Here is a 23,873-nt window from a genome sequence, read left to right as displayed (position 1 = left end):
CGTTCGTGGAACAACGGAGAACTTCGGGACAGTTTATCCGCCGACACGGTCGTCTATCGCTTCGCTGCGTTCGGCCGCGTCTTCGTCGCCATCGCCACCGTCGTCGCCGCTACCATCGTCACCGCTCCCCTCGCCATCGCGACTATCATCACCGACGCTTTGGTCGTCGGTTTCATCGTCGTCGTCGGTACCACCGTCGTCGACGCGTTCACCGTCCCCTGTTTCCTCCCGATCGTTCGATGTCGCCGGCGCTGTCGCCGGATCGTCTGGGTCGTCTGGGCCGGCCGGTTCGGTCGGTTCGGCCGGCTCGAATCCCGCCGTCTCCAGATCGGCGTCCCTCCGCGGATCGTATCCGCGATCGCGGAGGATTCGGCGCACCGCTTCCCGATCGACGGTTCCCGACACGGTTCGGGGGAGTTCGTCGACGTACGCGACGGTCTTCGGGATCTTGAACCCCGCGAGCCGGTCCCGGACGAACGAGACGAGCTGCTCGTCGTCCACGAGCGGCGCCGCGTCGCTCTCGTCCGGTCCCTCCTTGTCCGATCCGTTCTCGTCCGGTCGGCTCTCGTCTCCTCCGTCCGGATCAGTTGGCTCCCTGTCGTCGTCGTCTCCTCCGTCAGGCTCGTCAGACTCATCTAGTCCGTCGACTCCAGTCGGTCCTTCCGCGGTCACCTCGGTATCTCGCAGCCGGTCGCCGACCGCGAGCAGCGCGGAGACGCGCTCGCCCCACACGTCGTCGTCGAGCCCGACCACGGCGGCGTCCTCGGCCGACGGGAACTCTCGGAGCACGTCGATCACCTCACCGGGTTCGACGTTCTCTCCGCCGGTGATGATCCGGTCGTCGAGGCGGTTGAGTACGTAAAGGTACCCCTCGTCGTCGAAGCACCCCACGTCACCGGTGTGAAGGCCGTGCGAGCCGAACGACGATCGATCGAGCGCGGCGGTGTTCGATCCATCTGCGCCGTTTTTGCCACCCCCGGTGCGTGTGTTGTCGGACCCCCGTTGCGCTCCCGCCCCGTCGATGTATCCGGGCGTTATCGTCGGGCCGTCGACGACGATCTCGCCGGTCTCTCCGGGTTCGACCGGTGTCCCGTTCTCGTCGACGACCGTCACGTCGGTGCCGAAGATGGGTCGACCGACGGTGCCGAGCCGTCCTTTCGTCTGTCGGGGCGTCGCGGTCGTGATCTGTGAGGCCGACTCGGTCATCCCGTAGGTCGGGTACACCGGGATCGAGTAGTCGCGACAGCGCTCGATCAGCTCGTCCGGTGCGGGCGCTCCACCCAGCAACGCCACCCGGAGCGTGTCCGAGAGGGTTCCTCGCCGATCGAGCATCTGTTGTAGCATCGTCGGAACCAGCGAGATTCCGGTCACGTCGTAGGTGTCGATGTCGTCGGCGGTGCCGCCCGGGCTGAACCCCTCTTGAAGTACCAGGGTCGTCCCGTACAGCGCGGACCGATACACCGGGGCGAGCCCGCCCATGTGATGGAGCGACAGCGACACGAGCCACCGGTCCTCGTGGTCGACGCCGAGTCGGAACGCGGAGGCGACGGCCGAGCTGTACACGTTGCCCGCGGTGAGCGGTACCGGTTTTGGATCGCCCGTCGTCCCGGAGGTGAACAGGATACAGAGGTAATCAGTGGTCGCCCACTCCGGCGGCTCGACCGGGCCGGGATCGACGCTGTGTACCGCTGTGACGGCCTCGGCGGCCGGATCGTCGACGGAGAGAACCGGGATCTCGTCGCCCCCCTCACACTCCTCGACCGCGCCGAGCGCGGCCCCTTCCGTCGGCTCCGCGCACACCACCGCGTCGAGGTCGGCCCGTTCGACGCGTTCGGTGAGCTCCCGCTCGGTGAGCTCCTGCCCTAGCGGAACGAATGTTGCCCCGATCCGCATCGCGGCGTGGACGAGCCCGACGGTGCCGACGTACGGCGGCGTGAGCACGCCGAGCCTGTCGTCCGCCTCGATGCCGTGCGCGACGAGCCGGTCGGCGGTCTCGGAGACGAGCCGGTCGAGGTCCGTGTAGGTCCACGCCTCCCCGTCTTCGGCCCGTATCAGTGCGGTGTCGTCCGGCGAGGAGACGACGCGGTGTGACAGCCAGTCGCGCATCGTCGTCACCGTGGTCGCGAGCGTCGTCTACTCATCGGCGGGTTGGCGCACCGTCAGTACCGGCACGTCGGAGGTCCGGACGACCCGCTCCGTGACGCTGCCGAGCAGGTAGCGGTCGAGCCCCTTCCGGCCGTGCGTCCCCATCACGATCACGTCGATGTCGTTCTCGTCGACGTAGTCGCGGATTGACCGGTAGGCGGTGCCCGTGGCGACCGTCGTCTCGGAGTCGACGCCCGCGTCCGCGGCGGCGTCGGCGACGCGACGGGTGGCCTCTTTCCCTTCGGACTCGAGCGCCTCGACGACGATGTCGGCGCCCGCTTCGAGCGTCGAGTACGCCGCGCCGTCGACGACGTAGAGGGCGTGAAGGCGGGCGTCGTAGTGCCGGGCGAGGTCGATCGCGTGCTCGATCGCGGCGTCCGAGGCCGGACTGCCGTCGGTCGGCACGAGGATCTGGGAGTACATCTCGTCGCAGGGTACGCCCGGTACCAATTAAAAACCCGATCACGGCGGGGCGTCAGACGCGCTGTTCCTCCGATCGACGGACTCGATCGCGGCCCTAGCGGAATCCCATCGCTTCGATCTGCTCCTGATACCGGTTGCGGATGGTGACCTCGGTGACCTGCGCGACGTCGGCGACCTCGCGCTGGGTCTTCTTCTCGTTACAGAGGAGGGAGGCGGCGTAGATGGCGGCCGCGGCGAATCCCGTGGGTGACTTCCCGGAGAGAAGCCCCTGCTCGGCGGAGACATCGATGATCTCCGTCGCCTTCGACTGGACCTCCTCGCTGAGCTGGAGCGCCGACGCGAACCGCGGAACGAACTGTTTCGGGTCGACCGGCTTCAGCTCTAAGCCGAGTTCCTGTGAGATATAGCGGTACGTGCGCCCGATCTCCTTTTGCGGGACACGCGACACGTCGGCGACCTCGTCGAGCGACCGCGGGATCCCCTCCTGCCGGCAGGCGGCGTAGAGGGCAGCGGTGGAGACGCCCTCGATCGACCGCCCGCGGATCAGGTCCTCGTTCAGCGCGCGTCGATAAATGACGGAGGCGACTTCGCGTACCGATCGCGGGACGCCCAGCGCGCTGGCCATCCGGTCGATCTCAGAGAGCGCGAACTGGAGATTGCGTTCGCCCGCGTCCTTCGTCCGGATGCGCTCCTGCCACTTGCGCAGCCGGTGCATCTGCGACCGCTTCTCCGAGGAGAGTGACCGCCCGTATGCGTCCTTGTCCTTCCAGTCGATCGTCGTCGTCAGCCCCTTGTCGTGCATCGTCTCGGTAATCGGGGCGCCGACGCGCGACTTCGACTGCCGCTCCGAGTGGTTGAACGCGCGCCACTCCGGCCCGCGGTCGATGTTCCGTTCGTCCAGCACCAGGCCGCAGTCCTCGCAGACGAGTTCTTGGTCGGCGTCGGTGACAATCTCGGTCGAATCGCACTCCGGACAGGAGAGCGTTTCTTCGTCCGACTCTCGCTCGGTCTCCCGCTCTTGTTGGCGTTGGCGGCTCGGACGTTCCATTATAAGGTTTCTGGTTATTGCCGCATTTAAACCTTTGTCCGAATCAGTCGGTCGCGTTAAGTTAGAGGATGGGGCGGACGAGTTCTGAGTGTCTATGGCAGAATTCGACCGCCTCAGCGAAGGTATCGCGTGGATTGACTTGTCGTTTGTGGAGCGAGATCGAACGCCGCGCTGGGCGATTGAAGTAGGGATCCGCTGTCACTTAGCCGGTATGTCACTGAGAGAGGTAAGTAAGCATCTCGAAAGATTTGGGGTTGATCGGAGTCATGTCGCTATTCACAACTGGGTTCATAAAGCCGATCTACAACCGATCTCGACGGTTTCTGCGGATCAACTCGCGGTTGATGAAAAGATGATCCGCCTCCACGGCCAGCAGTTCTGGCTGTACGGCGCGGTTGATCCATATACCAACGAAATCCTTCATGTGAGCCTCTATCCGACCACAACGAAACAGACGACGCGATGGTTTCTGACCGATCTACACCAGCGATACAGGCTCAATGACGTGGAATTTCTCGTCGATGACGCAGACTATCTTGGACCAGTCCTCGCTGAAGATGGCTATCGATTCCGAGTGATTCGGCATGGAAATCGGAATGCTATCGAACGTGTCTTTTGGGAAATAGAACGTCGAACATCATCGTTTGCGAATAGTTTCAGCAATGTCGCGCTTGAGACAGCTCAAAATTGGCTCGAAGCCTTCGCCGTCTACCACAATTCACGCCAAACTTAACGCGACCAATCAGTCCGTCCGACTCCTCACGGTGATCCCTCTAGATGCGGTCAAAACAGCTCTTCAAGCGCTGTACGGTACGTCTACATTCTTTTGTTCTTTCATTGCTCTGCAGAATGAGGCCCGGAGCCCCCTTGGGGCGAACACGAAATATGACCACTGATGTATTACTACTAAACATTCAACAAAGCTTTTGTATTACTAATACATATAGCGAAACATGAGCACGACGCAGTCCGATGGGATCAAAGCGGCGCTCCGCGGCTGTCGCCCGGCCGAGATCGAACCGATCGTCGTCGACGCCGCCGACCTCGAAAGCACCGCGCCAGAACACCTCCGAGACCTCAAAGCCGAGTTCTCCGCCCGCGGCTACCAGCCCGCAACCCTCTCTGTCGCGGCCCGGTTCGACGGCGGCGACACGCTTGCCACTCAGCGCGAGGCCGACCGGCTCCGGGAACTTGTCCGCGCCGCGTCCTTCCTCGGTGCCGGTCGGATCGAGGTCCGGCTCGACGAAGTCCCCGATCGGAACGCGGCCGAGCCGGCGTTGTCGGCGCTCGCCGAGCGCGCGCGCCGCGAAGGCGTCGAACTCGTTCGCGTCGACGACGGGTCGTCTGCCGCCTGATCGAATGGCGTCGAAGCGCTCGCTCGCGACCAAGCTTGGCGTGGTCGCCGGTTTCGAAGCCCCTAGCGCCGCGCTCGAACAGTACCCGACGCCGCCGGATCTGGCGGCTCACGTCGTTCATCTCGCGGATCTCCACGGCGACATCGACGGCCGAACCGTTCTCGACCTCGGCACCGGGACGGGAATGCTCGCGCTGGCGGCCGCCCTCCGTGGTCCCGCGCGCGTGTTCGGGATCGAACTTGATCGCGGCGCGCTCTCGACCGCGATCGAAAACGAGCGACGGGTCGCCGCGAGCGCGTCCGTCCACTGGATTCAAGGCGATGCGACGCGGCTCCCGCTCGACGTGCCCGACCCCGTGACCGTCCTGATGAACCCGCCGTTCGGCGCACAGAACGGGAACCGGAACGCCGATCGCGGGTTCCTCGCGACTGCGAGCCGCGTTGCGGCCGTCTCCTACTCGGTTCACAACGCCGGCAGCCGCGAGTTCGTCGAAGCGTTCGCGGCCGACAACGGTGGTGAGGTCACCCACGCGTTCGCCGCCGACTTCGCGATCGAGGCGCAGTTCGACCATCACACCGACGCCTCCCGCGATATCGACGCCGAAGTGTACCGGATCGAGTGGGCGTGACCTCTTACTGCCGCCCCTCGTACCGCTCTCGCTGAGCGATCCGCACCCGGGTCTCCCTGCGCTCCGCGAACACCGCGTTATTCTCCCGAACGAACGTGACTTCCCGAAGTGTCACCGACTCGTTCACCGCCGGGAGTGGGGCGATCTCGGTCTCTCCGCCGTCGCCCTCGACGCGCAGTTCGAACCCGCCCTCGACGGCCGCGACCGTGACGTTCCGACCGTCTATCCGTGGCTCGGCCCGCGCCGGCTCGCTCGTGAACAGCGTCGAGCGCGTCTCGTTGCGCACCGCATCGACCCGGTAGGTCGGCCCACCGTTCGCCGCTACCCAGCCGGTGCGCTGGACCCAGACGGTCTCGCGCCAGCCCGTCCCGCCCACGTCGACCGCGCGGTACCCCCAGAAGGCGAGGTTCCCCTTCGAGACCGCCGTGGTCCATATCTCCCGGTCGGCGTTCGCTACGATCACCCCGGAGGTGTTGACGCTCGTCGATCGACCGAACGCCTCCATCTCGACGACGCTCACCACACGGTCTTCGACGTTCTCGGCGTACGTCACCTGATACCCCGAAACTTCGATCGGATCGCCCGGGAGTTCGTCGTCGTCGACGGCGACCAGATTCGGGGCGATTCCCGGCCCGGCCACGATCGCTAGTGCCGAAACGAGCAGCAGGAGGCCAATTGCCGCGGGCGTCGCAGACCGGACACCGTCTCTGATCGTCTCCGGCTCCGGAACCGCCAGATCCGGCCGGATCGGCTCGTCGCGCCCGGCGATCGCGAGCGCGACGATCGCTGCGAGGACCGTGAGCAGGCCGAGCCCGATCGCGCGGTACAGTTCGTATCGCTCACTCCCGAGGTACCAGTAGATTGCCCAGAGCCGGCGTGACCCCCCAAACAGCAGGATTGCGCCGAACGCGACGAGCGCGCTCGTCCGCGATTCCGGATCGATCCACTCGGTCGTCTCCCGTCGGCGTCTCCGCCGGACGAGCCACACCGCGGCGAGGATCCCCGCGATCAGCCCGATCGCGTGTCCCTGTATCGCGATGTTCGCCCAGCTCGGTGCGCCGTACGATCCGCTCGCCTCCGAGACGACGACCGGGTTCCGGAGCGTCTCGTAGGTCACGTTCACCAGCGTCGCCCCCGTGAGCGCGGCGATCGTTGTGACCGGGTAGAAGACGAGCGCGAACCCCCACAGCGCGAACACCACGCCCGAGAAACCGATCACCGGCCCGAGCGCGAACAGCGACGCCAGGACGCCGAACGACAACATCGCCCCCGGAACGACAACGAACGCCCGGACGTAGGGGTTCGTGGCGAGCGATTCGCGGGAGACCGACCCGACCGCGAGCGATTTCCGGATCGATGCGCGGGAGGGGAGCGACGCGCGGGAGGGGAGCGACGTGAGAGAGACGGTGGCAGACGATGAACCGGCCGACGACAGCGCCGACCGCACGGGTCCGGGTTCGTCGTCGATCTCACGGCTGTCCGGGAAGTGCCCGTAGGCATACTCGGCGAGCGCGCCGGCAACGAGCGTCGACAGGAGGTTTCCGGTGATGTGGCTCCGCCCGGAGTGCGCGAGCCCGGACCAGAGCATTCCTTCCGGGTAGAAGTACGACCACGAGCGGAACGGGATCACGACTGGCCGGTTCGGGTTCTCCAGCCCGCTTTGCACGAACAGGTAGACCGCGACGACCGCGGCGATCGCGACGAGCGTCCCCCACGGGACGCCGAGGAGAAAGCGGGAGCGAAGCGCTCGCGTCCACGCTCCTCTCGGTCGGTCAGCCTGATACACGACGGCAAGCGCGACAGCAACAAGGGCGCCGCCAGCGACGAGGTGGACGGTGTTCGACGAAAGCGCCTCCGCGACCATGTTGATGAGGGAGCAGCCGAGCGCTTAAGCGTTCGCGGGTCACGATTTCGTCGACAGTTGGCTCTCGCGGTTGCGTCGGCCGCGAGACGGTCTCCAATCCGGCTACTGTCGGCTCAGATCTTGCTTTCGGCGTCGTCGGCGAGTTCCTTCATCCGCTTGCCGACGCGGCCGGCGGGAGAGAACTCATCTTCGCTCATCACGTTCGCGAGGGCGTTGCCAAGGACGAACACGGCGTGTTTGTGTTCGCTCTTCGATTTGTGGACGTGGGAGGGGTCGACGTCGAGTTCGTCGTAGGGGTCGAAAAGCGAGCCGTCCACAGTCTCGTGGTTGCGGAAGTGCTCCATGATCGTCACCATCTGTTCGTGGAGTTCGAGGAGCTCGTCTTTGTGCATACCCTTTGATAGGGGGCGTACACCCTTTAAGCGTTGTTGAGGGGTATACGCACGCTTCTATTGCATTTCGACTCCGGGATGCGAAAACAGCGCGGGGATGGAGGGAATCGCGGAGACGACGAAGGGATCGGAACGGACCGCCGAAATCAGGCCCGAACGCGACGGCATGACGTCAGCGAGACGCGACGTCTCAGAAGACGTACTCGTCCTCGTGGCCCATCATCCCCTCGTCTTCGAACCCACCGGAGTCCTCCTCGTCTCGCGGACCGCTCGTCTTGAACGCCTTTATCCCCGTCGACAGAAGCTCTTCGACCGCCTCCTCGCGGTTGAGGAACTCCCCCTGCTCGACCATCTGAGCGATCTGCATTTCCAGATGCTCCGGCACGGTTATCTCTACTTGTGGCATTTCCTGTCCGGGAGTAATGGGAATGGGTATATAAATGTGGCGTCGATGCTACGGCTATTAGAAACCGATTTCGGGCAATATTGAAAGCTAAGTTCCAGAGTTTCAAATAACTCTTTTATATACTGCAACTCGTGAATACTCTCCAATATGTCTACGATCGTTCTCCAGATCGTACCCGTCGGTCGCCGTCACGAGAACGACATTCATAGGTGACGCCGGGGCGTACTGGGTGTCATGACCGATGCCGGCGCATCCGACGCCGACGCCCGCGGGGACACGGGCGCCACCGATGCCGACGCAATCGAGGATCTCACGGATCTCTACCGCGAGTACGGGAACGAGCGACTCCCGCCGGGACAGCGCGAGACCGACCGGTTTCCGGTGCTCTCGAAGAGCGGGACGCCCTCGTGGGACCCCGAGACGTTCGAGTTCGAGGTCTGGGGCGCGATCGAGGAGCCGCTCTCGTACTCGCTGTCCGCGTTCCGCGATCTCCCCTCGGTGACCCAGCGGCAGGACTTCCACTGCGTGACCGGCTGGAGCAAGTTCGACTGCGCGTTCACCGGAGTTGAGTTCGAGGAGATCGTCGACCGCGCGGGCGTACACGATGACGCCGAGCACGTCCTGTTCCACGCGCTCGATGGCTACACGACGAACCTCTCGCTGGAGGAGTGCGCCCGCAAGGGCGTGCTGTTCGCGTACGGATTCGACGGCGACGACCTCCCAGCGGACCACGGTGGGCCAATTCGGGTCGTCACGCCGCACAAGTACGCGTATAAGGGGGCCAAATGGGTCTCGGGCGTCGAGTTCCTCACGGAGAAGGAACTCGGCTACTGGGAGAAGCGCGGCTACAGCGACACCGCGAACCCGTGGAACGAGGAGCGCTACAGCTAACCCTCCGAGCGCTCATCCGACCGCTCTCCTACCGGTCCCCGCGATAGTCAACATAAAGGTTCCCCGGTCCTGACCCGAAGCCAATGAAACGGGCGCGTTCGTCCCCGGCGTCGACCCTCGTTAGCCGCACGACCGGGATCGATGCGCCCGCGTTTGCGGCCGCGTTCGACGCCCTCCCGGCGCCGCGAACGACGTGGAACGCCCCCGACGACGCGCTCGTGCTCGCCAGCGGCGCGGCCGCGACGCTGACCGCCAGCGGCCCGGATCGGTTCGCCGAGATCCGGGCCGGCGCCGACGATCTGTTCGACTCCGGCGACGTCCACGCCGGGACCGAGGCCGCCCGCCCGCGCCTGTTCGGCGGGTTCGCCTTCCACGACGGAGGGTGCGACGGCGACCCGTGGGGGCCGTTCCCGGAGGCGCGGTTCGTCCTTCCGCGCGTGCAGGTCACGTTCGCGGACAACGGCACGTGGCTCACGGTGAACGCGGTCGGCGACGACGCCGACCCGGACGCGGTCGAGGCTCGACTGGCCACCGAGCGCGACCGGCTTGCGGGGCTCGCGACGACGGTCGACCGCCCGCCGCGACCCGGGATCGCGGCGACTCGCCGGACGACGAGCCGCGAGGCGTGGCGCCGGAGCGTCGAGGCCGCGGTCGACCGGATCCGCGGCGGCGACCTGCAGAAGGTCGTGCTGGCGCAGGCGCTGGAGGCCGACCTCGCCGCGCCGTTCCCGCGGGCGGCGACGCTGGACCGGCTCGCGGAGAAGTACCCGGACTGCCACCGCTACTACTTCGAGCCCGACGCCGGCGGGAGCGCCTTCTTCGGCGCGACCCCCGAGCGGCTGGTCGCGCTGCGCGGCCGGACCGTCGAGACCGACGCGCTCGCGGGGACGACCGGCCGCGGGGAGACGCCGGCCGAGGACGAGTGGCTCGCGCGCGAGCTGCTCGACGACGCCAAGAACGTCCACGAACACGAGCTCGTCGCCGACACCGTCCGCGAGCAGCTGGAGCCGTTCGCGGCCTCCATCTCCGCTGGCGAGCGTCGGGTCCGCCGGCTCGCCACGGTCCAACACCTTCACACCCCGATCACGGCCGAGTTGAACGCAGACCGCCACGTCCTCGACCTCGTCGAGGCGCTCCACCCGACCCCCGCGGTCGGCGGGCTCCCGCCGGACCGCGCGCTCGAAACGATCCACGACACGGAGCCGTTCGACCGCGGGTGGTACGCCGCGCCGGTCGGCTGGATCGACGCCGCCGGCAACGGCGCGTTCGCGGTCGCGATCCGGTCCGCGGTGGCGACCCCCCGTCGCGCCACGCTCTTCGCCGGCGTCGGTCTGGTCGCCGACTCCGACCCCGACCGGGAGTGGGACGAGGTCCAACTCAAGTACAGACCGATACTCGACGAGCTTGAGGACGGGAACTGACGGGTCGTTTCGAGTCAAGGGGTCCGCTTGAGTCTCACTGGAACATCTTCAGCGGCTCCGCCTGCGAGCTCTCCTCCGTCGCCTCCTGCATCTGCTTCGCGAACGCCTGCTTCGCGTCCCGGATCTCGGTCGCCTGATCGACGAGCCCCTCGGTTGTCGTCTCCGTCCCGGCGATCGGGTCGATCCCCTTTCGGATGAGGACCCGCGCCGCCTCCGGGTCGGGGAACTGCGGGTCCGACTCGACGACGAGCCCGACCGCGTCGCGGCCGCGCTCCAGCGACTCCGCGAGCATCGCGCCGGTCGGCCCGGAGATGAGTCCCGACTCCGGCGGGTCCTCGATGTCGGCGCGCGAGAGCGCATCGCCGCCGCTCCCGGTCGCGACACCGTACAGGTCGGGCGGCGCCTCGTCCTTCTCGCGGCCGAGCCCGGAGAGGAAGATCGGGAACGTCGCCGTCTCCGTGAACCAGCTCTCCAGACAGCCGGCGACCTCGGTCGCGGCGCCGGGATTGACCGGCACGTCGCTGCGGAGCGCGACGAGGTCGCGCTCCTCGTCGACGTACAGCCGCACGGGCGTCGTCAGCGCTCGGTTGCCCTCGCGGTAGACGGTCACCCGCGGGAGCCCGTCGCAGTGGACGTTCGCGTAGTGGACCATCTCGTGGGCCTCGATCATGTGGTCGGTCGCGATCTTGCCGACGAGCCCGACGCCCGGGAACCCCTCCACCAGCGTCGGCTCGTCCAGCGAGATTTCGTCGTCGATGACGGATATGCGCGCCATACGTTCGCATACTCCCGCTGTCGACCTAAAGGTAGGGCGCGAGGGGCGGTGGCGTGGGGCCTCCGCCCGCCCCATCCCGAAACCGACTAACCGCCCGGCGCGCAAGGGTGGCCATGAATCCGTTAGAGCGGTACGAGCCGCTCGTCGACGACGCGGCAGCGTTCCGTGCGGCCTGCGACCGGCCGCTGCCGTCGGTCGTCCGCGTGAACGAGATGGCGGCCTCGCCGGCCCGCGTCCGTGAGGCCTTCGACGAGGAGGGCGTGGCCTACGAGCCCGTCGACTGGCACGACGGCCTCTTTCGGCTCCCGGACGGCAACCCCGGCGGGAACTGGCCGTACGTCCACGGCTGGACTCACGGGCAGGAGGAGGTGTCCGTGCTTCCGGGGCTCGCGCTCGACCCGCAGCCCGGCGAGCACGTCTGGGACGCCTGCGCGGCTCCCGGCAGCAAGACCACCCAGATCGCCGACGCGATGAACGACGAGGGGACGGTCGTCGCCAACGACAACAACCTCGGTCGGCTCTCCGCGCTCCGGCATAACGCCGAGCGGCTCGGGATAACGAACGCGATCGTCACGAATCAGGACGCGCGCAACTTCTCGACGAAGCCGCTCGCGTTCGACGAGTTCGATCGCGCGCTCGTCGACGCCCCCTGCTCCTGTGAGGGGACCTGCCGCAAGAACCTGGACGTCGTCGACCAGTGGACCCTCGATCACGTCCACGCGGTCGCCGGGATCCAGAAAGGAATTCTGGCCCGCGCCGTGCAGGCGACTCGCTCGGGCGGCACCGTCGTCTACTCCACCTGCACGTTTGCGCCCGAGGAGAACGAGGCGGTGCTCGATCACGTCCTCGGCGAGGAGGACTGCGAGATCGTCGCGTTCGACCTCCCGCTCGACACGGTTCCGGGAGTGACGGAGTGGGACGGCGAGACCTACGACGAATCGGTGACGCGCGCGCACCGCGTCTACCCGCACCACAACGACACGGGCGGGTTCTTCTGCGCGAAACTTCGGGTGGGCGGAGAGGACGACGAGACCGGAGACGAGGAGGTGGCCGCGTGACCGACGCCGCCCCCACCAACGACGGTCAGCAGTTCGACCGCCTCCCGGAGACCCCTGATGACCGCGAGGTGGACGGGCGCGCGAGCAGACGGGAGGTGCTCGACTGGTGGGACGAACGGTTCGGGATCGAGCCGACCGTCTTCGAGGAGTACAGCTTCTGGGAGAAGGGGGCGGGGAAAGTCTGGATCTTCAACGGCGAGGCGACCGACCCCAGCGAGGTGGAGGCGATCGGGATGACCTTCCTCCGGACGCGACAGGACCACTGGAAGCCGACGGGGCGGGCCGTCTCTCGGTTCGGCGCCCACGCGACGAAGAACGTGATCGAACTCGATCCCGAGCAGGCCGTCACCTTCGCCGCCGGCGAGGACCAGGATCTCCCCGAGTGGGATGGCGACTGGGGATACCTGATAGCGACCCACGAGGTCGCCGGGGAGCAGGCGCCGATCGGCGTGGGGCTGTACCTCTACGACGAACTTCGCTCGGTGGTGCCGAAGGGCAGCCGTGCGGACCTACCGGTCGTCGAATGACATCTTTCCCACCGTGAGCGATCGGTGGCAGATCAGTCCTCGCTAGCGACAAATCGCATCCTAAATCTGTTCGGATGGCGACGCCATCCGAGTATCGGGCTGTCAGCAATCCGCTGGTGCGACCCACACCGTCGCTGGCTCACCGTCGGGCACGCCGAGGAACGTCGCGTAGGCCACGGCGGTGTCGGTCGTGCTGGGATTTGAGGCGACGTGGATGTTTCCCTGCCCAGGATCGATAAACGCCTCGCCCGCTCCGTAGGTGCGCTCGACGCAGTCGCGCTCGTTTATCAGTTGAAGTTCTCCCTCCGCAACGCTGACGATAACTGGGCCCGGGTGAGTGTGCCAGCCGGATGTCCCCTCCGGCTCCCAGGTCACTTTGGCGACGATGACGCTCGACGCGTCGCTGGGGAGGTTCGAGACGATGGCCTCACTGTCACCCTCGTCGTACGTTGTCCGAAACTCCGCGGCCACCTCATCTGGGAAGTTTGCGTGCCCTGCAAGAACTTCGACACCGAACCCGACGGGGCTGTCAACCTCTTCGGTTTCGCTTGAATGCGTGCTCTCTTGGCCGCTGGCGGTTACGGGGGTAATCATACCGAGTCCGAGCGCGCCTAGTGTGGCTGTACCGGCCTTCAATACCGTTCGACGAAATATCCCGTTCCCTGCTCCGGTCTCGTTCGATGTCATGTTATCTCCGCCTACTGAATGTGTGTCCTCAATAAGCGATACTGGTATGTTACCAAATCACATATCTCTTTCGTATATGGGCGTCCACGGATGGCCAGTGCTCAAGCAGTACATCCTCGGTGAGAGCGACATTCCGCCGAAGTATCGTGAGCGCATCGAACTGCCGTCGCGGCGACTCTGAAGTGCACCAGACCGAGACGTTCCTTCAGGAGCGGCAGGCCGCTGACTAAGCGGGAGGGACGGCACCTACCAAAGAGTTGGATCCCCCCCTCCGTGGTTCAGTACTCGCCACCGACGGCTCTGCCGTCGGCTACTCGCCTTTTTCTCGGACCGTCCCGCCGCCGAGCCCCTCCCACTCGACCCGGAACCCGAGCCGCGAGAGGGCGGCGCTCGCGTCGTCGATCGCATAGTCGTCGAGTATTGACTCAACCTCCGAGAACGCCATTCCGGCTTCAAGCTTCTCGCCCGCCGCCTCCAGTACCGCAGGCCGCACGAGGGTCCGCCCCACCAGTTCGTGGTCCGGAAACGACTTGTCCTCGATCGCCTCGACGCTCACGCCGTGCTCGTCCGCGAGTTCGTCGAGCCCGATCGCGTCCGCGTCCGGCGAGAGCGACTCGGGGAGGTCGGCGGCCGCATCGGCGACGAACTCGGCCTCGTACTCGCGGAGCACGTCGACGATCGCTTTCACGCGGACGGTCCCCGAGTAGCTCACCACGCGGTGGTCCCGCGCGGCGATCTCCTCACCGACGCCGAGGCTCTCGTCGACGGCGACCAGCAGATCCACATCTTCCACGTCAGCGAGTTGGCCGAGTTTCTTCGCGACGTACTCGGGGGTCCAAAACCCCATCACCTCGAAGAACAGCCGGAAGTCGGCGTGGTCGTAGTCGAACGCGAAGTCGGGGATCATCACCCGGTTTCCGGTTTCGAGGGTTTCCGGCTCGCGCACCAAGGTCCAGTCGAGGTCGAGCCCGCGAAACCGCCCGGCGAAGTCGGCCTCGACGCCGCTGTCGAAGTCCGGCTCCGCGACCGGTTCGACGCCCGGAACCGTCACGTCGCCGTCGGAGAGGCGCATGGTGCGCTCGCGGCCGCGGTCGTCGATCGTCGCCGACAGCTCCCACTCCGCGGACTTCGCGACGGTCCGGAGCAGTCGCGCGAACGCGGTCCCGTAGCGCCGGGTGCGCGAGAACAGCGCGTCCGGCCCGGTGACGACCAGTTCTCGGCCCTCGGGGGTTGTCTCCACCTCGTACATCAGCCGGAGCCGCTTGACCGCCGAGACGAGCCGTTTCGGGTCGTTCGATCGGATCCGGACCTCGGTGGCGTCGAACAGCGCGGTCTGTGCGAGCGAGAGGTCGTACTGTTCGAGGAGGGAGTCCGGGTCCCACCGCACGTCGGCGTCGACGAGGATCTCGTTGACGTCGCGGTCGGCGTACAGCGACGCCTCCACGTCCCCGGGCTCGATCCCGAGCGCGTCGGCGGCGCGGTCGATCGCGGTTTCGCGCTCGGTCTCGCTCGCGACGCCGACGGCCTCCGCGGCCTCGAACGCCGCGCGCCGAACGCGCTGGGGCGGGACCGGCGCGCGCGTCTCGAAGACGCACTCGCGCTCGATCAAGGCCGCGAGCCCGCGGACGAGCTTGAAGTCGCCGCCGGACTCGGCGGCGTCGGCCTCCAGCGCCGCCAGCGCGTCGTCGAGGTCACCGCGCCGCTCCCCGACGTGGGACTCGAAGGTCCCGAGCACCCGCGCCGCGAGCGGACGGTGCTCGCGGGTCGCAAAGCGCGGCCGGTACCCGCCGCCGGCCCGCGAGACGCGCAGGAGGTCTTTGCGTAACACGGCCGCGGCTACGCGATCGCCGACCTAAAACCGGCCGATTCTCTCGGTGCGACACGCTTAACTCCGAAACCCGTCGATCGGAGGGTAATGAGTACCGACGCGGCGAGTGACGGCGACGCCGGAAGCGAGGGCGGCGACGCCGGAGGGGGATCCGGCAGCGAGGCGACCGGCGACGAGCCCGAGGCGTTCGTCCGGGCCTGCGAGTACCTCGTCGACCGGATCCTCGCGGGCGAGATCGATCGCGACGACCTCGAGTCCGCCAAGCTCGACGCCTGCTCGAAATTCTCCTCGCCGAAGGTCCCGAAGAACACCGAAATCTTGGACCATGCCCCCACCGAGGCGCGCGACGACGTGATCGAGGTGGTCCAGCGGAAGCCGGTTCGGACCGCCTCCGGCGTCTCGCCGGTCGCGATCATGACCTCGCCGAAGCTGTGCCCGCACGGGAAGTGCCTGTACTGTCCCGGCGGGCCGGCCTCGGAGTTCTCCTCGGCGCAGTCGTACACGGGCCACGAGCCCGCCGCGGCCCGGGGCGAGCAGAACGACTACGACCCGTACGGACAGGTCACGCTCCGGCTCGAACAGCTCCGCAAGATCGGTCACCCGGTCGACAAGGTGGAGCTCATCCTGATGGGCGGGACGATGACCGCGCGCTCACACGACTACCAGGAGTGGTTCGTGAAGCGCGCCTTACAGGCGATGAACGACTACGACCTCGACAAAGAGCCCGAGCCCGCCGAGGGCGAGTCGTTCGCGCCCGCCCCCGAAGAGACCGAGTTCGAGTACCTCGAAGACGTGATCGCCGAAAACGAGACCAACGAGATCCGCAACATCGGCACGACGTTCGAGACGAAGCCGGACTGGTGCGATCCGGAACAGATCGACCGCATGCTCGATCTGGGGGGGACCAAGGTGGAGGTCGGCGTCCAGACCACCTACGAGCGGATCAACCGCGAGATGCACCGCGGGCACGGCAATGAGGCTTCCCGCAACGCCAACCGCCACCTACGCGACGCCGCGTTCAAGGTCGGGTTCCACATGATGCCGGGCCAGCCGGGGATGACCCGAGAGATGTGCGTCGAGGACTTCCGCCAGATCTTCGAGAACCCCGACTGGCGGCCAGACTACCTGAAGATCTATCCAACCCTCGTCGTCGAGGGGACCCGCGTGTACGACCGGTGGCGCCAGGACTCGTTCGAGCCGCTCTCGAACGAGGAGGCGGCCGATGTGGTCGCCGACGCGATGGACCAGATCCCGAAGTACACCCGGCTCCAGCGCGTCCAGCGCGACATTCCGGCCGACTTCATCGAGGGCGGCGTCTGGAAGTCGAACCTCCGACAGCTCGCCGACCAGCGGGCCGAGGAGAAAGGGATCGTCCAGCGCGATATCCGTGCCCGCGAGGTGGGCCACAACGACGCCGACCCGGACCCCGACGACGTGGAACTCGACGTGCTCACCTACGAGGCCGGCGGCGGGACGGAACACTTCATCTCCTTCGAAGACCCCGTCCGCGACCTGCTCGTCGGGTTCTGTCGCCTGCGGTTCCCCTCCTTCGCGCCCGACCAGCCCGGCGCGCCCGGCACCGAGGACGACCCGATCCGCCGCGAGCTTGAGGACGCCGCGCTGATCCGCGAACTCCACGTGTACGGCAGCGAGGTCGCCATCGGCGGCGCCGGCGACTGGCAGCATCAGGGGTACGGGACGAAGCTCCTCGAACGCGCCGAGGAACTGGCCCGCGACGCCGGCTACCGCAAGCTGGCGATCATCTCCGGGATCGGGGCCCGGGAGTACTACCGAAACAAGCTCGGCTACCACCAGGACGGGCCGTACGTCTCGAAGCGGCTGTAGCCGACTCCGGACGCGGTCGCTCTCTCGGCGGCCCGTCCACACAACGACACGCCTTTTTCCGGGCCGGCTGTCTCCTTTGAGTATGGACCAGAAGCGGGAGCTGTCGAGCATCGACCTCGCGGCCCTCGTTACCGAGCTCAATCGGTACGAGGGCGCGAAGGTCGACAAGGCGTACCTCTACGACGACGACCTGCTCCGGCTGAAGCTCCGCGACTTCGACCGCGGGCGGGTCGAACTCATGATCGAGGTGGGAGACATCAAACGCGCCCACGTCGCGGATCCCGAGAACGTCGCCGACGCCCCCGGTCGGCCGCCGAACTTCGCGAAGATGCTGCGAAATCGGATGTCCGGCGCCGACTTCGCGGGCGTCGAGCAGTACGAATTCGACCGGATCCTCACGTTCGAGTTCGAGCGCGAGGACGAGAACACGACGCTCGTCGCCGAGCTGTTCGGACAGGGGAACGTCGCCGCGCTCGACGAGACCGGAGAGGTCGTCGGGTCGCTCCAGACCGTCCGGCTCAAGTCCCGGACGGTCGCGCCCGGCGCGCAATACGAGTACCCCGCTTCGCGGCTCAACCCCCTCGACGTGAGCCTCGGCGGGTTCAAACGACACATGCGCGAGTCCGACAGCGACGTGGTGCGGACGCTGGCGACTCAGCTCAACCTCGGCGGGCTCTACGCCGAGGAGGTGTGTACCCGCGCAGGCGTCGAGAAGGAGACGCCGATCGACGACGTGACCGACGACCAGCTCCGTGCGCTCCACGAGGCCCTCGAACGCATCGGCGAGCGGCTCCGCTCGGGCGATGTCGACCCACGGGTGTACGAAGAGGAACTGTCCGACGACGAGGCGGAGGACCGCGACCCCCGCGTCGTCGACGTCACGCCTTTCCCCCTCTCGGAGCACGAGGGGCTGCCGAGCGTCGGCTTCGACTCCTTCAACGCCGCCGTCGACGAGTACTTCTACCGGCTCGATCGCGACGGGAGCGAGGAGGGCGAAGCCCCGGCCGACGCTAGCCCGTCTCGGCCCGACTTCGAGGAGGAAATCGGTAAACAAGAGCGGATCGTCGAACAGCAGCAGGGGGCGATCGAGGGGTTCGAAGAGCAGGCCGAAGCGGAGCGCGAGCGCGCGGAGCTGCTGTACGCCGAGTACGACCTCGTCGACGAGGTGCTCTCGACGGTACAGGAAGCCCGCGAGGCGGAGGTGCCGTGGGACGAGATCGCCGAAACCCTCGACGCCGGCGCGGAGCAGGGAATCCCGGCGGCGGAGACGGTGGTCGATGTCGACGGCGGCGAGGGCACGGTGACGGTCGAACTCCGCGGCGGTGACGGTGAGGACGACGACGGAGAGACGACTCGGATCGAGCTCGACGCGAGTGCGGGCGTGGAGGTCAACGCCGACCGCCTCTATCAGGAAGCCAAGCGCATCGAAGGGAAGAAAGAGGGCGCGATGGAGGCGATTAAGTCGACTCGCGCGGAGTTGGAGGCCGTCAAAGAGCGGAAAGCCGAGTGGGAGGCGAAGGAGGCGGCTGCCGACGAGACCGCCGGGGACGGAGCCGACGACGGGGAAGAAGAGGAGGACGGCGAGGAGTACCAGACCGACTGGCTCTCCCGCTCCTCGATCCCGATCCGGAGCCCCGACGACTGGTACGACCGCTTCCGGTGGTTCTACACTTCGACGGGCTACCTCGTCATCGGCGGACGCAACGCCGACCAGAACGAGGAGCTTGTCAAGAAGTACATGGGCAAACACGACCGGTTCTTCCACACGCAGGCGCACGGGGGCCCGGTGACGCTCCTGAAGGCCGCGGGGCCCTCGGAGTCGGCCGATCCGGTCGACTTCTCGGAGGAGACCTTACGCGAAGTCGCGCAGTTCGCCGTCTCCTACTCGTCGGACTGGAAGGACGGGCGCGGCGCGGGCGACGCGTACATGGTCGAGCCCGATCAGGTGTCGAAGACTCCCGAGAGCGGCGAGTACATCGAGAAGGGGAGCTTCGTGATCCGCGGTGACCGCACCTACTTCGAGGACGTGCCCTGTCGGATCGCCGTCGGCGTCCAGTGCGAGCCCGTTACGCAGGCCATCGGCGGGCCGCCCTCGGCGATCGTCGATCGCGTGGCGACGAGCGTCACGCTGGAGCCGGGGATGTACGCCCAAAACGACGCCGCGATGATGGTGTACCGCGAGCTAAAGGGGCGCTTCGCCGACCAATCGTTCGTTCGGAAGGTGGCGAGCGCCGACCAGCTGCAGGAGTTCATTCCGGCGGGCGGCTCCGACATCGTGGACTGAGAGGTCGGCTGAAACCGAGTCTCCCCCGCAGAGAGCGCGATCCTTTCAAGTCTCGACGACGGAGTCCGTCCATGAGCTTCGAGGCGCTGCCGGACGGCTGGCGGGTGTGGAACGAGGAGCCGAGCGGCCGGGCCATCCTCGTGTATCGCCCGGACGTCTTCGGCGGCGACGACCTCCCGTCCGAGTGTCTCCCGACGATCTACCTGACGAACGGCGCGCGCAACGCCCGCCCCGGATCGGGCCAGTACGCGACCGAGGAGTGGCACGTCGTCCTCTTCTTAGAGCCCGAGATCGAGGCGATCGCGGAGACGTACGAGAGCCCCGAAGCTGGCGCGGCCGCCGCCGTCGACGTCGCGGAGCGGTTCGTCGCCGGCGACGTGGACTACCGGGCCGCCTATCAGGTGCCGCGGGAGGAGTACTTCGAGCGGTTAGACGAGTACGTCGGCGAGGAGTGAGAGGGACCGTCGCCGAGGACGTGACGTCGCCGTCGCGTCGGCGAACTCTCCGACACCGATCCACGATACTGCACATATTTAGGTTTTAAACGAGCCATTGTGCCACGAACACGAGGGTTTTTACCGACTCCCGTCCCACCGCCGTGTATATGCAAGCCGGTGGGGACCACACCGCTGACGAGCCGCGAGAGAAGTGCGGCGTCGTCGGCGTCTCGCTCGCTGACCGCGAGGCCGCGCGCCCGCTGTACTACGCGCTGTACGCGCTCCAACACCGCGGACAGGAGTCCGCGGGGATCGTCACGCACGACGGGTTCCAACAGCACAGCCACGTCGAGCGCGGGCTCGTCGGCGACGCGTTCGACGAGGGCGATCTGGAGTCGCTGTCGGGCGGCACCGGAATCGGCCACGTCCGGTATCCGACCGCCGGCAGCCTCGACAAGAGCTGCGCGCAGCCGTTCTCGGTCTCGTTTAAGTCCGGGTCGCTCGGGCTCTCGCACAACGGGAACCTCGTGAACGCCGACGAGGTGCGCGAGGAGCTCGCGGCGGCCGGCCACGCGTTCACGTCCGACGGCGACACCGAGGTGATCGCCCACGACCTCGCGCGCAACCTCCTCGAAGAGGACCTCGTGCGGGCGGTCAAACACACGATGAACCGGATTCACGGCTCCTACTCGTTGGCGATCGCCCACGACGACACGGTCCTCGGCGTGCGCGACCCTCTCGGAAACCGCCCGCTGTGTCTCGGGAAGATCGACGGCGGCTACGTGCTCGCCAGCGAGTCAGCCGCCATCGACACCCTCGACGGGGAGCTGATCCGCGACGTGCGCCCCGGCGAACTTGTCGTTTTGGAGCCCGACGGGACCGGTTACGACACGTATCAGCTGGTCGAGCGCGAGTCGACCGCCCACTGCTTTTTCGAACACGTCTACTTCGCGCGCCCCGACTCCGTGATCGACGAGAACCTCGTGTACGAGGTGCGCCGTGCGCTCGGCCGGAAGCTCTGGGAGGAGTCCGGCGTCGAGTCCGACGTGGTGATGCCGGTTCCGGACTCCGGACGAGCGTTCGCCTCCGGCTACGCCGACGCCGCCGGCGAGACGACCGCGGACGGGGAGCCGCGGGAGGACGGCGACGACGGCATCGCGTTCGCCGAGGGCCTGATGAAGAACCGCTACGTCGGCCGGACGTTCATCATGCCGACGCAGGACGAGCGCGAGCGCGCGGTCCGGCTGAAGCTCAATCCGATCCGATCGACGGTGGAAGGCAAATCGGTCACGATTATCGACGACTCGATCGTTCGAGGGACCACCTCGACCCAGCTCGTCGAGCTGGTCCGCGAGGCGGGCGCCGAGGAGGTCCACCTCCGGATCGGCGCGCCGGCGATCATCGCGCCCTGCTACTTCGGCATCGACATGGCGACCCGCGAGGAGCTGATCGCCGCCGACGCGTCGACGGAAGAGATCCGCGAGAAGGTCGGCGCGGACTCGCTATCGTATCTCTCGGTCGACGCCGTCGCCGACGCGCTCGGTGAGAGCCGCGCGGACCTCTGTCTCGGGTGTGTCACCGGCGAGTACCCGTTCGACGTGGAGGGCGAGGAGACGGACCGCGATATCGAAGGAGTCGCGTCCGGCGTGAGCCCGGCCGACGATTGAGCGGTTGACCTCCGAGACCCCGAACCGACCGTTTCTCGGCGTCGTGTATCGGGAGCTTAAATACGCACACGATGGGAGATAGGGATATGACATCCAACGCCGACGAGACGACGATGAGTCGCCGCGGATTGTTCAGGGTCGGCGCAGCGGGCGCCGCCGCCGCGACCGGCCTCGCCGCCGGCTCCGGCGGGGTAGCGGCCCAGTACGACGGCTGGCTGGACGACGTCGACAACTACGACGGCACCCACGATTACACGGGACAGGACGAGGTCACGGTCGCAGTCGGCGCGGTCGACGGCCTCAAGTTCGGGCCGGCCGCGATCCTGATCGACCCCGGGACGACGGTCGTTTGGGAGTGGACCGGTGAGGGCGGCGCCCACAATGTCGTCGCCGACGACGAGACATTCAACAGCGGGGACCCGGTCAGCGAGGAGGGAGCCACCTTCGAGTACACCTTCGACGACGCGTCCGACGGCGACACGTTCAACTACCTCTGTGTCCCCCACGAGGCGGTCGGCATGAAGGGCGTTGTCGCGATCGGATCGGTCGACGACGACCTCGTGACGCCCGGCGGCGACGGGGGAGATGGCGATGACGGCGGCGACGGCAACGCCACCGACGGCGGAAATACGACCGACGGCGGGAACGCATCCGACGGCGGACCCAGCGCCCCCGACCTCTCCGCCAACGACATCGGGGCGCTCGCGCTCGCGCTCGGCTTCGCCGGGGCGCTGCTCGTACCGCTGTTCTACGCGGCCCACAAGATGGCCAGCGAAGAGTAGAGGGGTCACCGACCGTCTTCTCGACCGGCGCCGGACTGCGACCGCAACACGATCAGGACAGCCGCTAGCCACAGCCCAAGTTCGATGTAAAACGACGGGCTTCCGACGTAGAATCGCACGAACTCGCCCGGTGGAATCGCAAGCGGGTCAGACCGCGTGCGGACCGGCCACACGAGGAACAGCGCGTCGCTCGCTCGCCCGTTTACGACGACGTGGAACGCGTCGAGCGCGAGGTGCGATCCCCAGCCGACCGCGATCGCGAGCCCGTGTCGATGCCTCACGGCGACGGCGACCGCGAGGGGGACGAGCAGCACGGAGTGGCCGGCCGAGTGGTAGGTGTCGACGACCCCGAACGCACCGAGCGGCTTGTCGACGATGTCCGGGAGCGCGGCCCCGGCGACCAGCCATCCCGCCGAGAGCGTCGGGGCGGCCCGGAGGCGTCGACGGACCCGCGAGTGGCTCGCCAGCCACCTCATTCCGACGGCGACGAGGAGGTGGGTCGGGAACAGCACGTCAGACTATACGGGTGACAGTGGCTTCAACATTCGTCGCCAGACTCGGGAACAGGGGTCTCAGAACGCGTGGTACAGCATGAGGTAGACGCCGATCCCCATCGTGAAAGAGATCAGCCAGAGGACCGCAGCGACGGAGCCGATCTGCGCGTGTCGGGTGTGGTACAGATCCTCGTACGGGCGGGTGGCGGCGAGCAGCAGCGCGTAGAAGACGAAGGGGAGACAAACGATCGCGAGCAGAATGTGGATGGCCAGAAACGGGAGGTAGACGTAGCTGTACACGGCCTCCGGGCCGGGGAACTCGACGGTCCCCACGAGGATCAGCCGGTAGAGATAGCTGACGAGGAACGCGGCGAACAGCCCGAACGACGAGAGCATGAACGCTTTGTGACGATCGACGTTCCCTCGGGAGATCGCTCGCCAGCCAACCAGGATGGTGCCGATCGCGGTCGCGGAGATCGCGGCGTTGAGGTGCGGGAGCGCGGCGAGGACGGTGTCGCTCGCGCGTGGAAGTACGCTGCTCGGGATCACGCCGCCGACGGCGCCGAAGACGAGCGCGAGCGCGACGACGGACAGGAGGGCGGTCAGCAACGGGACGTTCTCGCGGGCCCACTCGGACATATCCGATCGGACGGACGCCACTCCCAAACCCGTGCCGGTTCCGGCGGGCCGGGTCGTCGTGCGTGTGCTCTCCCGACCGGTGGCAACCTCCGACACGGTCCCGCCGAATGGAAGGGCTTTTAATTAGGGGAAGGGTACGTGGAGATGCGACAGAACACCGCGAGCGTGGGTAGCCAAGCCAGGCCAACGGCGCAGCGTTGAGGGCGCTGTCCTGTAGAGGTCCGCCGGTTCAAATCCGGTCCCACGCATCGCACGGGGTACACCCCCACGATGCACG

The 23,873-nt window shown here is 67.0% G+C and carries 23 protein-coding genes and 1 tRNA gene; 13 read left to right on the top strand and 11 right to left on the bottom strand.

From position 1 onward, the window contains the following. Positions 1-33 precede the first annotated feature (33 nt). From HLAC_RS07405 to HLAC_RS07395, 3 genes are all read right to left on the bottom strand, one after another. A complete protein-coding gene (locus HLAC_RS07405) occupies positions 34-2,106 on the bottom strand; it encodes a class I adenylate-forming enzyme family protein (protein WP_015910226.1) in 2,073 nt (690 codons plus the stop codon). 27 nt (positions 2,107-2,133) lie between these two features. After that, positions 2,134-2,568 carry a universal stress protein gene (locus HLAC_RS07400; RefSeq protein WP_015910225.1) on the bottom strand — a complete coding sequence of 145 codons (435 nt, stop codon included), beginning with the start codon at positions 2,566-2,568 and terminating at the stop codon, positions 2,134-2,136. Between the two features lie 94 nt (positions 2,569-2,662). After that, a complete protein-coding gene (locus tag HLAC_RS07395) occupies positions 2,663-3,616 on the bottom strand; it encodes a transcription initiation factor IIB (protein WP_015910224.1) in 954 nt (317 codons plus the stop codon). Positions 3,617-3,710: 94 nt separating this feature from the next. On the opposite strand from HLAC_RS07395, the gene HLAC_RS17770 reads away from it, so the two are divergent. From HLAC_RS17770 to HLAC_RS07385, 3 genes are all read left to right on the top strand, one after another. Continuing rightward, positions 3,711-4,349 (top strand): IS6 family transposase, encoded by a 639-nt coding sequence (locus HLAC_RS17770; protein WP_012660235.1) that lies wholly within the window; start codon positions 3,711-3,713, stop codon positions 4,347-4,349. A gap of 220 nt (positions 4,350-4,569) precedes the next feature. Then, a complete protein-coding gene (locus HLAC_RS07390; protein WP_015910223.1) occupies positions 4,570-4,971 on the top strand; it encodes a DUF7961 family protein in 402 nt (133 codons plus the stop codon). Between the two features lie 4 nt (positions 4,972-4,975). Further along, on the top strand, positions 4,976-5,599 hold the full coding sequence (locus tag HLAC_RS07385; RefSeq protein ID WP_015910222.1) for an METTL5 family protein: 624 nt from the start codon (positions 4,976-4,978) through the stop codon (positions 5,597-5,599). Between the two features lie 4 nt (positions 5,600-5,603). On the opposite strand, the gene HLAC_RS07380 is transcribed toward HLAC_RS07385, so the two are convergent. From HLAC_RS07380 to HLAC_RS07370, 3 genes are all read right to left on the bottom strand, one after another. Continuing rightward, complete coding sequence (locus HLAC_RS07380) at positions 5,604-7,463, bottom strand: rhomboid family protein (protein WP_015910221.1); 1,860 nt, start codon at positions 7,461-7,463, stop codon at positions 5,604-5,606. A 113-nt stretch (positions 7,464-7,576) separates the two neighbouring features. Continuing rightward, on the bottom strand, positions 7,577-7,855 hold the full coding sequence (locus HLAC_RS07375) for a UPF0058 family protein (RefSeq protein WP_015910220.1): 279 nt from the start codon (positions 7,853-7,855) through the stop codon (positions 7,577-7,579). Positions 7,856-8,045: 190 nt separating this feature from the next. Then, the gene (locus HLAC_RS07370; RefSeq protein WP_015910219.1) at positions 8,046-8,261 is read right to left on the bottom strand and encodes a DUF7120 family protein; all 216 of its coding nucleotides are present in this window, start codon (positions 8,259-8,261) and stop codon (positions 8,046-8,048) included. 234 nt (positions 8,262-8,495) lie between these two features. Between HLAC_RS07370 and HLAC_RS07365 the strand changes: the two genes are divergently transcribed. Then, positions 8,496-9,152, top strand: a complete 657-nt coding sequence (locus HLAC_RS07365) for a sulfite oxidase-like oxidoreductase (RefSeq protein ID WP_015910218.1) — start codon at positions 8,496-8,498, stop codon at positions 9,150-9,152. Positions 9,153-9,235: 83 nt separating this feature from the next. Further along, complete coding sequence (locus HLAC_RS07360) at positions 9,236-10,573, top strand: isochorismate synthase (RefSeq protein WP_015910217.1); 1,338 nt, start codon at positions 9,236-9,238, stop codon at positions 10,571-10,573. 34 nt (positions 10,574-10,607) lie between these two features. Here the strand turns inward: HLAC_RS07360 and HLAC_RS07355 are convergent, their stop codons facing one another. Then, the gene (locus HLAC_RS07355) at positions 10,608-11,348 is read right to left on the bottom strand and encodes a proteasome assembly chaperone family protein (protein ID WP_015910216.1); all 741 of its coding nucleotides are present in this window, start codon (positions 11,346-11,348) and stop codon (positions 10,608-10,610) included. Between the two features lie 113 nt (positions 11,349-11,461). Here HLAC_RS07355 and HLAC_RS07350 point away from each other — a divergent pair, with 113 nt between their 5' ends. After that, complete coding sequence (locus HLAC_RS07350; RefSeq protein WP_015910215.1) at positions 11,462-12,406, top strand: RsmB/NOP family class I SAM-dependent RNA methyltransferase; 945 nt, start codon at positions 11,462-11,464, stop codon at positions 12,404-12,406. Beyond that, positions 12,403-12,933 carry a DUF7122 family protein gene (locus HLAC_RS07345; protein WP_015910214.1) on the top strand — a complete coding sequence of 177 codons (531 nt, stop codon included), beginning with the start codon at positions 12,403-12,405 and terminating at the stop codon, positions 12,931-12,933. Before HLAC_RS07350 ends, HLAC_RS07345 begins: the two co-directional genes overlap by 4 nt. A gap of 102 nt (positions 12,934-13,035) precedes the next feature. Here HLAC_RS07345 and HLAC_RS07340 read toward each other — a convergent pair whose 3' ends face one another. Together HLAC_RS07340 and HLAC_RS07335 are read right to left on the bottom strand one after the other, a co-directional pair. Next, a complete protein-coding gene (locus HLAC_RS07340; protein ID WP_015910213.1) occupies positions 13,036-13,620 on the bottom strand; it encodes a cupin domain-containing protein in 585 nt (194 codons plus the stop codon). Positions 13,621-13,930: 310 nt separating this feature from the next. After that, positions 13,931-15,448: a DUF790 family protein gene (locus HLAC_RS07335; protein WP_015910211.1), complete on the bottom strand. Its 1,518-nt coding sequence runs from the start codon at positions 15,446-15,448 to the stop codon at positions 13,931-13,933. Between the two features lie 87 nt (positions 15,449-15,535). Between HLAC_RS07335 and HLAC_RS07330 the strand changes: the two genes are divergently transcribed. From HLAC_RS07330 to HLAC_RS07310, 5 genes are all read left to right on the top strand, one after another. Further along, positions 15,536-17,293 carry a tRNA uridine(34) 5-carboxymethylaminomethyl modification radical SAM/GNAT enzyme Elp3 gene (locus HLAC_RS07330; protein WP_015910210.1) on the top strand — a complete coding sequence of 586 codons (1,758 nt, stop codon included), beginning with the start codon at positions 15,536-15,538 and terminating at the stop codon, positions 17,291-17,293. A gap of 82 nt (positions 17,294-17,375) precedes the next feature. After that, positions 17,376-19,577, top strand: coding sequence for a ribosome rescue protein RqcH (gene rqcH, locus HLAC_RS07325; RefSeq protein ID WP_015910209.1), 2,202 nt, complete (start codon positions 17,376-17,378; stop codon positions 19,575-19,577). Between the two features lie 71 nt (positions 19,578-19,648). Next, positions 19,649-20,032 (top strand): DUF5820 family protein, encoded by a 384-nt coding sequence (locus HLAC_RS07320; protein ID WP_015910208.1) that lies wholly within the window; start codon positions 19,649-19,651, stop codon positions 20,030-20,032. A gap of 149 nt (positions 20,033-20,181) precedes the next feature. Beyond that, on the top strand, positions 20,182-21,681 hold the full coding sequence (purF, locus tag HLAC_RS07315) for an amidophosphoribosyltransferase (RefSeq protein WP_015910207.1): 1,500 nt from the start codon (positions 20,182-20,184) through the stop codon (positions 21,679-21,681). An 86-nt stretch (positions 21,682-21,767) separates the two neighbouring features. Continuing rightward, positions 21,768-22,463: a halocyanin domain-containing protein gene (locus HLAC_RS07310; protein ID WP_015910206.1), complete on the top strand. Its 696-nt coding sequence runs from the start codon at positions 21,768-21,770 to the stop codon at positions 22,461-22,463. Between the two features lie 5 nt (positions 22,464-22,468). On the opposite strand, the gene HLAC_RS07305 is transcribed toward HLAC_RS07310, so the two are convergent. Together HLAC_RS07305 and HLAC_RS07300 are read right to left on the bottom strand one after the other, a co-directional pair. Beyond that, positions 22,469-22,975: a hypothetical protein gene (locus HLAC_RS07305; protein WP_015910205.1), complete on the bottom strand. Its 507-nt coding sequence runs from the start codon at positions 22,973-22,975 to the stop codon at positions 22,469-22,471. A gap of 60 nt (positions 22,976-23,035) precedes the next feature. After that, entirely contained in the window at positions 23,036-23,596 is a 561-nt protein-coding gene (locus HLAC_RS07300; protein ID WP_015910204.1) for a DUF420 domain-containing protein, read from the bottom strand. Positions 23,597-23,759: 163 nt separating this feature from the next. On the opposite strand from HLAC_RS07300, the gene HLAC_RS07295 reads away from it, so the two are divergent. Continuing rightward, a tRNA-Leu gene (locus tag HLAC_RS07295) sits at positions 23,760-23,844 on the top strand. Positions 23,845-23,873 lie beyond the last annotated feature (29 nt).

It is taken from the genome of Halorubrum lacusprofundi ATCC 49239 (assembly GCF_000022205.1).
Classification (GTDB): domain Archaea; phylum Halobacteriota; class Halobacteria; order Halobacteriales; family Haloferacaceae; genus Halorubrum; species Halorubrum lacusprofundi.
The sequence above is the reverse complement of the archived record's forward strand: the minus strand, read 5'-3'. Positions and strand labels throughout refer to the sequence as shown.